Source organism: Sphingomonas longa, assembly GCF_016892685.1.
Lineage (GTDB): Bacteria > Pseudomonadota > Alphaproteobacteria > Sphingomonadales > Sphingomonadaceae > Sphingomonas > Sphingomonas longa.
This window is the reverse complement of the sequence record NZ_JAFEMC010000001.1, coordinates 484,250-495,873: the sequence shown is the minus strand read 5'-3', so window position 1 is coordinate 495,873 and position 11,624 is coordinate 484,250. Positions and strand designations below refer to the sequence as shown.

Here is an 11,624-nt window from a genome sequence, read left to right as displayed (position 1 = left end):
CGACCTCATAGTCTGAGCGGCGGTAATCGGACGCCGTATCGGCGGTCGGCCAGAGATCGTGATTGCCCAGCGTATCCCCCTTGGTCGCCGATGGATTTGGCCTTGCTTAGCATTTTTCCACGCCACGGCCAGCCTCGTGCGGCAACCGGTCGTTAACGAAGGCAGCGTAGCACCGGGGACATGGCTTATGATCCCGGAGCAATCGATGCGACCCTGGCAGCGGCAGTCGGCGACGAACCCGGCCTGATCGCCGAATTGCGCGTCGCGTTCGTCGAGAGTGCGGTCAAGGCGCTGGCGCAAATGGCATCTGCGACGGAGGTCGACGGCTGGCGGACGGGGGCAACGCGGCTGAAGGGGCTGGCGGCGAGTTTCGGCGCGGTGCGCCTGATGGCGCTGGCGGCGACCGCGGCCGACGGGTGCGTCGGGGATGCGGTGATGCTGTCCAAGCTCAAGCGTGCCGTGGCGCGGCTGGACGGCGAAGGGGTGGTTTAGAGGTCCTTGAGGTTTGGGGACGGCGTTCCCGCAAGCACTGAGCCTCGCGGGGGGCAACCTGCCGCCGCTGCCGCACCGGACACGCCACCAGCAACAGAAGGGCGGTTGACCCTCGCCGCGCGGTCCCTATCAGCCCCACGATGCTTGCGGGGCTTCTTTTTGCCGAACTCGAGGCGCTCGATCGCCCGGGAACGCTGATCGCGACGCTGCCGTTCGGCGGCGGGACGGTGATCGAATATCAGGCGCGGCTGCTGATCGCGGCGGGCGCGGCGCAGATCATCGTGTCGGTCGGCCGGCTGACGCCCGAACTCATCGGCGCATTGGGGCGCATCGGCAAGCGCGGCATCGTCGTCGACACGGTGCGGTCGGCGGTGGAGGCACAGGCGCGGCTGCATCCGCTGTCGACGATCGTGATGGTCGCCGACGGGCTCATCACGACGCAGGGGCTGATCGACGGTTTCGCCAAGAGCGACACGGCCGGCGACGCGTTGCTGGTGCTGCCCACGGACACCGCGGGGCCCGATTACGAGCGGTTGGGCGGACAGCTTGCGTGGGGCGGCGTCGGTCGCATCGACCCGCGCCGGATCGCGGAGGTCGCCGCCCTGCCGAACGACTATGCCTTGCAATCCAGCATCCTGCGCCTCGCCGAACAGGCGCAGGCCGTGCATGTGCCGCTGGCATTGGAGGATGTGCGGGACGGCCACGGGCTGGAGCATAGCGCCGTCGCCTTCGCGTCGCGTGGACGCATGGTGCTGGCCGCGACGGTGGCGGACCGGCGAGACTGGTTCAACGCCGCGATCCTCGGGCCGATCGCCCGGTCGGTGACGCCGAAGCTGCTCGACCGCCACATCGCGACCGAAGCCGTCGTGGGCGGTGGCGTAGCGGTCGGACTGACGGGGCTGGCGACGGAAGCGTTCGGGCCCGGGTGGCTGGGGCTGGGGCTGGTGCTGGTCGGCGTGCTGGCGCTGGGCGTCGCGCGCGTGCTGGCGGCGCTCAGGGACGAGGAGCGGCTGGCGCAGGTGGGCCGGCTCGGCACCCTGACCTTACCCGCCCTGGCGTTCGCGGTGGCGGGCGTGGTCGTGGGGAGCGGCGGCGCGGTCGCGCCGTTGCTGGCCGGGGGGCTGCTGTTCCTCGGCGGGCTGGCGGAGCGGGCGATCAGGCGCGATCGGCGGCGGCGCTGGTGGGGCGGGCCGCCTGCTTATCTGCTCGCCGCCACGCTGGGTGCGGTGATCGGCTGGCCGATAGCGGGGCTGGGTCTGGCGGCGGCCTATGCGGCGGCGACGCTGACCGCGGCGGTCGAGTCGCTGCGCGAAAAGGCTTAGCGCGCGCCAGGCTTAGGCCCTCATTAACGACGTTGGCGCTAGACATCGCGCCATGTCGCCAGCCCCGCCCTCGGACACCGTCCCCGCCTGGGACCGCGATGCGGTCGCGGCGCGGGCTGCGCGGGTCGGCGAACGAGCCGAGGCGGAACTGGGCGGGGCGATCGCCGACTTCTTCCTGAGCAATGAAACGCGGCTGGATGATCGCACGCGCGCCGCACTGGCCGCGACGATGCGAGGTGTCGTTGCAGGGGTGGAGGCCGACATCCGCCGTCATGCGGCGCGCCTGCTGGCCGATGAGGAACAATCCGAAAAGGCAGAGGCGGTGTTGACGCGATCGTCCGACGTGTTCGGGCGCCTGATGCGGGCCGGCGTTCTGAAAGATGCCGATTTGATGGGCGAGATGATCGCTCGCGTGCGTCTCGACCTGATTGAGGCGGCGTTGCCGGTGGCGGTGTCGGGCCCGGACGCGCCAAGCCTGTTGGTGCGGCTGGCGAATGCGCCCGACCGCGTCGTCGCGGTGGCCGCGGCGGCTCTGCTGGCGGCGGATAATCGCCGGCGGGATGCGAACGAGAGCGGCGCGGGGATCGACGGCGATCTGCCCGTCGAACTGCATCGGCGTCTGGTCTGGTGGATCGCAGCGGCGATCCGGGGCGATGCCGACGCGGATGTGGATCGCGCGATCGTCGCTTCCGCGGAGCGCAGCCTGAGCGCGCATGACGAGACCGACCGGGTTGAGGCGATCGCATCGCGACTGGCGGCGGCGATCGCGCCGCGGCGGAGCGAACTGCCCGACCTGCTGGTCGAAACGCTGGGCAATCGACGTCTGCAGCTGTTCGTGGCGCTGCTGGCGCAGGCGCTCGACTGGCCGACGGATCAGGCGCGCACCGTCACGCTGGAGCCGGCGGGCGATCGGCTGTGGCTGGCGTGTCGCGCGATCGATCTCGACCGGGCGACGATCGCCAAGATCGCGCTGGCTCTCGCCGATGCCGATCCGACGCGCGATATCGAGGCCTTTGCGGACGATCTCGACGCCATCGCTGCGGTTGCGGTTGGCGACGCCCGCGCGGCGCTGGCGTCGCTGACGCTGCACCGCGATTATCGGGATGCGATTCGTGCGTTGAAGGGGCAGGGCGGATGACCGCGGCCGTCGCGCACGCCGTGATCGATCTCGATGGGCTGCTGGTGTCCGCCGATCCCGCCATCGCCTCGCTCAATCGCCGCGCGGGGGGCGCGGAAGGGCAGATGCTGGCCGTCCCGCAGCTCGCAACGGTGGCGCGGCTGGCGCGGCGGCTGGGGATCGTCGTCGCGCGGCGCGTGGTCGTCGCGGACGATGAAAGCGATGTTGCCCTGTGGGTGCGCGCGCAGCCGGAGGGCGGGCAGGTCCGCCTCGCCGCCAGTGGCTGGGGGGAGACGCCGGCCTGGGCACCGATCGACGACGTGCCGGATGCTGTGCCCGGCGACGGCCGCTGGCGGTGGGAGACGGACGCGACGTTGCGGCTGACCTTCGTGTCGCTGGACGCGGGGACACTCTACGGGTTCGATCCTCTGGGGATGCTCGGCAAGCCGCTGTCGGCGCTGTTCGGCTTCGCGGAGAATGCGGATGGCGCGATGCCGATCCTCGATGCGCTGGCGCGTCGGCGCGTGCTGAAGGGGCAGGCGGCGGAGTTGAAGCCCAACGGCCGATTGGTGGTCTTGTCGGCGCGACCGCGGGTCGATGCGCTCGGCGAGTTTGCCGGGCTGGTCGGGACGGTGGCGGAGGGTGGGGAGCCTGTGGCGGTAGACGTCGAAGAGACGCTGCCGGCCAGCTTCACGCGGGGGCTGGACCGCGCACTGCGTGGACCACTGGCGCGGATCGTGGCGAATGCGGACAGCATTCATGCGCAGGCGGACGGGCCGATCACGCCGGGCTATGCCGACTATGCCGCCGACATCGCCAGTGCCGGGCGACATCTCTTGTCGTTGGTGGACGATCTGGTCGACCTTCAGGCGATCGAGCGGGCGGAGTTCCGGCCGACGATAGAATCGATCGATCTTGCCGATGTCGCGCGACGTGCGGCGGGCCTGCTCACGGTGCGGGCAGATATGGCGGGCGTGGCGATCGACCGGCCTCGCTTCGACGACACGGTTCCTGCCCTGGGCGATTTCCGGCGTGCGTTGCAGATCCTGGTAAATCTGGTCGGCAATGCCGTCCGCTACACAGACAGTGGCGGCAATGTGCGGGTCGAAACGGCGGTGGTCGGCGACCGGGCGCAAGTGACCGTGATCGATGCGGGCAAAGGGATCGCCCCGGAGGATCAGGCGCGCATCTTCGATAAGTTCGAACGGGTCGATCCGACCGAGCCGGGCGGCAACGGGTTGGGCCTGTTCATCGCGCGTCGGCTGGCACGGGCGATGGGCGGCGACCTGACCGTGGCGAGCGTACCGGGCGAAGGTGCGCAGTTCACGCTGTCGTTGCCGGCGGAGTTGTAGGCGGCTCGTGAGTCGCTCAGATCCTCCGCTCCTTGAGGATGGGATTTTCGTTCAGCGCCTGGGAAGACGCCGCGCCACCAGCAGCATCAGCAAGCCCGCCACGGCGAGCGCCGCACCGTAGTCCGCCCAGACGCGCTGCTGGAGCATGAAGCTGGAGGCGGGCCACCGGATGTAACCCAGCCCCTGGCCGATCCAGAGCAAACCCATGAGCGTCGCGAGGACGCCGAGGATCAGGAGGATCGCGCGCAGGGGCCGCATGATCGGCTCAGCGTTCCGTGACGGGAACGTAGCTGCGCTGCGTCGGCCCGGTATAGAGCTGGCGCGGACGGCCGATCTTCTGGTCGGGATCGGTAATCATCTCGTTCCATTGCGCGACCCAGCCAACGGTGCGGGCGAGCGCGAACAACACGGTGAACATCGACGTCGGGAAGCCGATCGCCGACAGGATGACGCCCGAGTAGAAGTCGACGTTCGGGAACAGCTTCTTTTCGACGAAATAGGGATCGTTCAGCGCGATCTCCTCGAGCTGCAACGCCACGTCGAACAGCGGGTCTGTGACCTTCAGTTCGGCGAACACCTCGCGTACCGTCTTCTGCATCACCGTCGCGCGGGGGTCGTAATTCTTGTAGACGCGGTGACCGAAGCCCATCAGGCGGAACGGATCGTTCTTGTCCTTCGCGCGGGCGATATACTCCGGGATGCGATCGGGCGTTCCGATCTCCCGCAGCATGTTGAGCGCCGCTTCGTTCGCGCCGCCATGCGCCGGTCCCCACAGGCAGGCGATGCCCGCCGCGATGCAGGCGAACGGGTTCGCACCGGACGATCCCGCGAGACGGACGGTCGAGGTCGACGCGTTCTGCTCGTGATCGGCGTGCAGGATGAAGATGCGGTCCAGTGCCTTCTCGATCACCGGGTTCACGATATAGGGCTCGGCCGGAACGCCGAACGTCATCCGCAGGAAGTTGCCGGTGTAGCTGAGCGAATTGTCCGGATACAGGAACGGCTGCCCGACGCTGTACTTGTACGCCATCGCCGCGATCGTCGGCATCTTGGCGATCAGGCGGTGCGAGGCGATGACGCGCTGCGCCGGATCGTGGATGTCCGTGGAGTCGTGATAAAAGGCCGACAGCGCCCCGACGACGCCGCACAGGATCGCCATCGGATGCGCATCGCGCCGGAACCCGCGGAAGAACGTCGCAAGCTGTTCATGCACCATCGTGTGGCGCGTGATCGTGGTCGAGAAATTTTCCAGCTCCTGCTTGGACGGCAGTTCGCCGTTCAGGAGCAGGTACGACACCTCCATGAAGCTCGACTGTTCGGCCAATTCGCCGATCGGGTAGCCGCGGTGGAGCAGCACGCCCTGATCGCCGTCAATATAGGTCAGCGTCGACTGGCACGATGCGGTCGAGGTGAACCCCGGATCGTAGGTGAAGGCGTCCGTCTGCGCATACAGCTTGCGGATGTCGATCACATCCGGCCCGATCGTCCCGGACATGACCGGATAATCGAGCTGCTTGGAGCCGAGGGAGAGCTTCGCGGCGTCGGTCATTCCACCATCCTTGTTCTAGCTGGTATTCTTAGCTGGCCATCCGGTCGGCGATGCGACCCAGGCTTTCCTCGCGCCCGAGCAGCGCGACGACATCGAAGATCCCGGGCGACGTGCGTCGTCCGGTCAGCGCGGCGCGAAGGGGTTGCGCGACCTGGCCGAGCTTCAAGCCCCGCGCGTCGGCGACCCGCCGTACCGCAGCTTCGATTCCGTCCGTATCCCAGCCGTCGAGCGCGTCAAGCGCCGCATGAACCTCCGCCAGGATAGCCGGTGCGTCGCCCGCGAGGAGCGGAGCCGCCGCCTCGTCGATCGTGAGCGGCCGAGTGGCGATGAGGAACTGCGCGCCGTCCGCCAGCTCGTTGAGGTTGGCGGCGCGGGGCTTCAACGCCGGCATCGCGGCGGTCAGGCGGGCTTCGTCGGCCCCGGTCATCCGGGCCGCGACGAGCTTGGCGAGACGGGCGTCGTCGGCCTCGCGGATATAGAGGCCATTCAGATGTTCGAGCTTCTTCAGGTCAAAGCGGGAAGGACTTTTACCAACGGCGGCAAGGTCGAACCACTTCACCGCCTCGTCCCGCGCGATAATCTCCGCGTCGCCGTGACCCCAGCCGAGGCGCAGCAGATAATTGTCGAGCGCCTCAGGCAGGATACCGAGTTCGTCGCGATACGCTTCGATCCCGACCGCACCATGGCGCTTCGACAGCTTCGCGCCGTCCGAGCCGTGGATCAGCGGGATGTGCGCATAGACCGGCTCCGGCCAGCCGTTCGTCCGGTAGATCGGCAACTGGCGAAAGGCGTTGTTGAGGTGGTCGTCGCCGCGGATGACATGGGTCACCCCCATGTCGTGATCGTCGACCACGACCGCAAGCATGTAGGTCGGCGTACCGTCCGAGCGGAGCAGGACAAGGTCGTCGAGTTCGGCGTTCTGCACCGTCACCGCGCCCTGCACCTGATCCTCGATCGTCACCGACCCCTCCTGCGGTGCGCGCAAACGCACGACGAAGGGCTGGTCCGCCGGGCCGTCGGTGCGATCGCGCCACGGGCTGCGGATGCGGAGCGGCTTCTTCGCGGCCTGCGCCGCTTCGCGCTGGGCGGCGATTTCCGCCTGCGTCATCCAGCAGCGGTAGGCGTGGCCGTTCGCGACCATTGCATGCGCGACCTCGGCATGACGATCGGAGCGGGCGAACTGGAACACGGCATCGCCGTCCCAATCGAGCCCTAGCCAGCGCATGCCTACTAAAATCGCATCGATCGCCGGCTGCGTCGAGCGGGCGCGGTCGGTATCCTCGATCCGAAGCAGGAACTGGCCACCATTGTGACGCGCGAACAGCCAGTTGAACAGCGCGGTGCGCGCACCGCCCAAATGCAGGAATCCGGTCGGCGAAGGGGCGAACCGCGTGACGACGGAGGTGGGTTCGGGCGTGCTGCCCGGAACGGATGTTGCGCTCAAGCGCGCGTGCTCCCAGACTGTGGATCAAATGGCCAGTTCAGCCGCCGCAGCCCCTAGCACGCACCCCGCGCGGCGACAAATTGCGGCTGTGCAACATAGGCTGGAAACATTGCTGGAGGCCGAGCGCGACCAGCTGGTGTTGTGGCTGCCCGTGATGCTCGGGGCGGGGGTGGCGGCGTGGTTCGTACTGCTTCGGCGAAGCGAGTGGACGGCGGTGCTGCTGGCACTGACGGCGACGGCGTGCCTGGCGGCGGCATTGGGTCGCGGCGGTAGGGCGAGCAGGGCGGTTGCGGTCGGCGCGCTGGCGATGGCGGTTGGGCTGGCGCTGATATGGTGGCGGGCGGAGCGGGTGGCGGCGCCGGTGCTGGCGCGGCCGGCGGTGGCGGCGTTCGACGCCCGCGTCGAGCGGGCCGAGCCGCTGGTGGCACGTGAACTGGTGCGGCTGACGCTGGCGCCGATTGATGCGCCGGCGCTGCCGCGGCGGTTGCGGGTCAATCTTGCTGAAGCGGATGTGCCGGCGGGCCTGACGCGGCGGGCGGTTATCCGGTTGCGGGCGAGGCTGCTGCCGCCGCCGGATGCGGCGGTGCCGGGGGCGTACAGCTATGCCCGCGCGGCGTGGTTCGCCGGGGTTGGGGCGACGGGGCGGGGCTTTGCACCGGTGCGGATCGTGACGCCGGGTGATGCCGAGCTGGGGCTGCGGGCGACGCTGACGCGGCATATCACCGAGCGGGTGGCGGGGAGTGCGGGCGGTGTGGCGGCGGCGCTGGCGACCGGCGATGTCGGGTCGATTGCGGAGGAGGATGCCGAGGCTATGCGCGCGGCGGGGCTCGCGCATTTGCTGTCGGTGAGCGGGTTGCACATCACTGCTGTCGTGGGTGCGACGATGCTGATCGTGATGCGGCTGCTGGCACTTTGGCCGGCGCTGGCGTTGCGGGTGCGGCTGCCGCTCGTCGCCGCTGCGGTGGGGGCCGGGGCGGCGGTCGGGTACACGCTGTTGACGGGGTCGGAGGTGCCGACGATCCGGTCGTGCGTGGCCGCGCTGCTGGTGCTGGCGGCGCTGGCGCTCGGGCGGGAAGCGATGACGCTGCGGCTGGTGGCGGCGGGGGCGATCGTGGTGCTGATCGCGTGGCCCGAGTCGCTGGCCGGGGCGAGCTTCCAATTGTCGTTTGCCGCCATCACCGCAATCGTGGCGCTGCACGACCATCCGTGGATGCGTGGCTTTGCCGAGGTGCGGGAGAAAGGCCTGCTGCGGCGATGGGGCCGGGGTGCGGTGTTGCTCCTGATGACGGGCGTCGTCGTCGAGGCCGCGTTGATGCCGATCGCGGTGTATCACTTCCATCGTGCCGGATTGTACGGGGCGTTGGCCAATATGGTCGCCATCCCGTGGACGACGTTCGTGGTCATGCCGTTGGAGCTCCTGGCGTTGCTGCTGGACGTGGCGGGGCTGGGTGCGCCGGTGTGGTGGCTGGTGGAGCGGGCTTTGTGGGCGCTGCTGTGGCTGGCGCGGATCGTGGCGTCGGCGCCGGGGGCGGTGCGGGCGTGGCCGGTCATGCCGGACGCGGCGTATGCGCTGATCGTTGTCGGTGGCCTGTGGCTTGCGCTGTGGCGGACGGAGTGGCGGCGCTGGGGTTTGGCCCCGCTGGCCGTCGGTTCCTTGTGGGCGGCGATGACGCCGGCGCCCGATCTGCTGGTGAGCGGGGACGGGCGGCATGCGGCGGTGCGGACCGAATATGGGGCGATGGCGCTGCTGAGGGAGCGGGCCGGCGAGTATATGCAGAACGTGCTGAGCGAGAATGGCGGTGTGAAGGGTGCGCCGATGACGCTGGACGGTTTGCCGGGGGCGGCGTGCAGTGCCGACCTGTGTGCGGTCGATGTTGCCGGGCGGCGGGTGGTGATGACGCGGAGTGCATATCTGGTGCCGGTAAGGGCGCTGATCGCGGCGTGCGTCGGGGCGGATGTGGTGGTGAGCGAGCGGCGCTTGCCGGTCGGGTGTCGGCCGCGGTGGTTGCGGCTGGAACGGGATGTGCTGGCGCGGACCGGGGGCGTTGCCGTCGGGCTGAGCGGGGGGTGGACGGCGACGGTACGGCGGGCCGGGGATGAGCATCCGTGGGTTTTGGCGGCTGGGCGAGAGGATTCGGGGGCGGGGTTCCGTCGTTTCCGACGTTGAACGTTTTCAGTGCCTTGCGGGATCGGACCGCTGGAAGGTTAGGCTAAGGTTAGTCCAATGCGGTGTTTTGGGCCGTCCGATATCTTGAATGACGCGCTTGCGGCGAGGCCCTCCCCCAGCCCCTCCCCGAGGGGAGGGGAGGGGAGCAGAATGGCGCAGAAGGCTCACTCTTCCGCTATAACGCAGCTCCCCTCTGTAGGACAGCGCCCGCCGCTTCAGTCGTAGCGGCGAAGGATGCCGGACAGCTTGCCCTGGATGCGAACCTGCTGCGGACTGTAGCGCTGCGGATCGTAGGCGCGGTTGGCGGGGTCCAGGCGGACCATCGCGCCTTCGCGGCGGAAATACTTCAGCGTCGCTTCGGCGTCCTCGATCAGCGCCACGACGATTTCGCCGTCGCGGGCGGTTTCGGTGCGGCGGACGAGAGCATAGTCGCCGTCGAGAATACCCGCCTCGACCATCGAGTCACCGGCGACTTCGAGCGCGTAATGCTCGCCCGCGCCGAGCAAGGCGGCGGGAACGGCGAGCATCGAGGAGCCTTCGAACGCCTCGATCGGGACACCGGCAGCGATGCGTCCGTGCAACGGGATCTCGACCACGTCGTTCGCAGGCTGGCGAAGTGGAGGAAGTGGAGGCGTCGGAGCCTTCGTCTTCGGTGCCTTCTTGGCGTCGGCACGCTCGGGCATGCGCAACACCTCCAGCGCGCGGGCGCGGTTGGGGAGGCGGCGGATGAACTGGCGTTCCTCCAGCGCGGAGATCAGGCGGTGAACGCCCGACTTGGACTTCAGGTCGAGTGCATCCTTCATCTCCTCGAACGAGGGAGACACCCCCGTCTCGGCGAGGCGATCGTTGATGAAGCAGACCAGCTCGTGCTGCTTGCGCGTGAGCATCGCGTTTCCCTCCGTCGGAACCCGGCTGTCCTTCAGAACAGACGAGGAACCTATATGGAACGCAAAACTTGTCGTCAAGCGATCCCCAAGATTTCCGCCGAGTCGCCGGCCTTTGCGGGCGGCGCATCGGTCGGCCGGACGATGAGGCAGGTCGAGCGCGCGAGCGTCAGCAGCATCGAACTGTCCTGAATCGTAGAGGCATAGGCACGGCCTTCGCGAATTTCCGCCCGCAGATAGTCGGTGCGCGGGCCGTTCGCGGGCAGGTCCTCGCCCAGCAACACCGTGCCAGTCTGCGGCAGCGGATCGCGTGCGCCGGCGAGATGCGCGATCAGCGGGCGGACGAACAACGTCGCGGTGACGAAGGCGGACACCGGATTGCCGGGCAGGCCGAGCACCGCCGCATCGCCAAGGCGGCCGGCCATCATCGGCTTGCCAGGCCGTAGCGCGATCCGCCAGAAGTCGATCGTACCGCCCGCCGCCTCCAGCGCGGGGCGGACGAGATCGTGGTCGCCGACCGACGCGCCACCGGTGGTCACGAGCAGGTCGGCCTCGACCGCAGCGAAGGCGTCCCGCAAGGCGTCGAGCCGGTCGGGCAGGATGCCGAGATCGACGATGTCGACGGGCAGGTCCGCGATCATCGCCGCGAGCATGACGCCGTTCGATTCGGGCAGTTGCGATCCGAGCGGCATCGTTCCGGCAGGGACGAGTTCGTCGCCCGTCGCGGCGATCGCGACGCGAATGCGTCGGCGCACGGGCAGGGTGGCGAGGCCGCCAGTGGCAGCGACGGCGATACGCGCCGGAGTCAGGCGGTCGCCGGTCGCGATCAGGCGGGTGCCGGTGTGGAAGTCGAGTCCGCGCGCGCGGGTGTTGCGGCCGAGGTGACCGGGGCCTTCACCGGCCAGCGTCAGGCGGTCGCCGTCGCGGCCGGCCTCTTCCTGGATCAGCACTGTGTCGGCACCGGCGGGCATCGCGGCACCGGTGAAGATGCGCGTGGCCTGATAAGCGTCGACTGTCCCATCGAAGGGGCGGCCCGCGGCGCTTTCGCCGATCACCGTCCAGGGGCCGGGCAGGTCGGCGAAGCGGATCGCGTAGCCGTCCATCGCCGAAAGGTCCGCCACGGGCTGCGTCCGCGCGGCGAGAATGTCGGCGGCGGCCCATCGGCCCGCGGCGTGCGGGAGCGGCACGTCCTCCGTCGCGACCGGCGGTTTGAGCGCGAACAGGCGGGACTGGGCTTCGGCGACTGGTACGAGCGTCATGCGCGTGCCTTGCCACGCCGGTTGCGCGTGGAACAGCG

10 protein-coding genes are annotated in these 11,624 nt (G+C 69.1%); 5 read left to right on the top strand and 5 right to left on the bottom strand.

Annotated elements, in window-relative coordinates; all coding sequences use genetic code 11:
• Positions 1 to 180: 180 nt before the first annotated feature.
• From ILT43_RS02395 to ILT43_RS02380, 4 genes are all read left to right on the top strand, one after another.
• The gene (locus ILT43_RS02395) at positions 181 to 492 is read left to right on the top strand and encodes a hypothetical protein (RefSeq protein WP_204193868.1); all 312 of its coding nucleotides are present in this window, start codon (positions 181 to 183) and stop codon (positions 490 to 492) included.
• A 140-nt stretch (positions 493 to 632) separates the two neighbouring features.
• Entirely contained in the window at positions 633 to 1,814 is a 1,182-nt protein-coding gene (locus ILT43_RS02390; RefSeq protein WP_204193866.1) for a hypothetical protein, read from the top strand.
• Positions 1,815 to 1,866: 52 nt separating this feature from the next.
• Positions 1,867 to 2,952, top strand: coding sequence for a DUF2336 domain-containing protein (locus ILT43_RS02385; RefSeq protein ID WP_204193864.1), 1,086 nt, complete (start codon positions 1,867 to 1,869; stop codon positions 2,950 to 2,952).
• A complete protein-coding gene (locus ILT43_RS02380) occupies positions 2,949 to 4,283 on the top strand; it encodes a PAS domain-containing sensor histidine kinase (RefSeq protein WP_204193862.1) in 1,335 nt (444 codons plus the stop codon). The genes ILT43_RS02385 and ILT43_RS02380 overlap by 4 nt, the downstream gene beginning before the upstream one ends.
• Positions 4,284 to 4,334: 51 nt before the next feature.
• Here the strand turns inward: ILT43_RS02380 and ILT43_RS02375 are convergent, their stop codons facing one another.
• Genes ILT43_RS02375 through gltX form a run of 3 tightly spaced genes read right to left on the bottom strand, consistent with a single transcriptional unit; the run spans position 4,335 to position 7,276 of the window.
• Entirely contained in the window at positions 4,335 to 4,541 is a 207-nt protein-coding gene (locus ILT43_RS02375) for a hypothetical protein (protein WP_204193860.1), read from the bottom strand.
• A gap of 7 nt (positions 4,542 to 4,548) precedes the next feature.
• Positions 4,549 to 5,832 carry a citrate synthase gene (locus ILT43_RS02370; protein ID WP_204193858.1) on the bottom strand — a complete coding sequence of 428 codons (1,284 nt, stop codon included), beginning with the start codon at positions 5,830 to 5,832 and terminating at the stop codon, positions 4,549 to 4,551.
• A gap of 28 nt (positions 5,833 to 5,860) precedes the next feature.
• Complete coding sequence (gene gltX, locus ILT43_RS02365) at positions 5,861 to 7,276, bottom strand: glutamate--tRNA ligase (RefSeq protein ID WP_204193850.1); 1,416 nt, start codon at positions 7,274 to 7,276, stop codon at positions 5,861 to 5,863.
• 154 nt (positions 7,277 to 7,430) lie between these two features.
• Between gltX and ILT43_RS02360 the strand changes: the two genes are divergently transcribed.
• Positions 7,431 to 9,443 carry a ComEC/Rec2 family competence protein gene (locus ILT43_RS02360; RefSeq protein WP_239473985.1) on the top strand — a complete coding sequence of 671 codons (2,013 nt, stop codon included), beginning with the start codon at positions 7,431 to 7,433 and terminating at the stop codon, positions 9,441 to 9,443.
• Between the two features lie 215 nt (positions 9,444 to 9,658).
• Here ILT43_RS02360 and lexA read toward each other — a convergent pair whose 3' ends face one another.
• Both lexA and ILT43_RS02350 read right to left on the bottom strand, forming a co-directional pair.
• Complete coding sequence (gene lexA / locus ILT43_RS02355) at positions 9,659 to 10,330, bottom strand: transcriptional repressor LexA (RefSeq protein WP_204193846.1); 672 nt, start codon at positions 10,328 to 10,330, stop codon at positions 9,659 to 9,661.
• 74 nt (positions 10,331 to 10,404) lie between these two features.
• Positions 10,405 to 11,586, bottom strand: a complete 1,182-nt coding sequence (locus ILT43_RS02350) for a molybdopterin molybdotransferase MoeA (protein ID WP_204193844.1) — start codon at positions 11,584 to 11,586, stop codon at positions 10,405 to 10,407.
• Positions 11,587 to 11,624 lie beyond the last annotated feature (38 nt).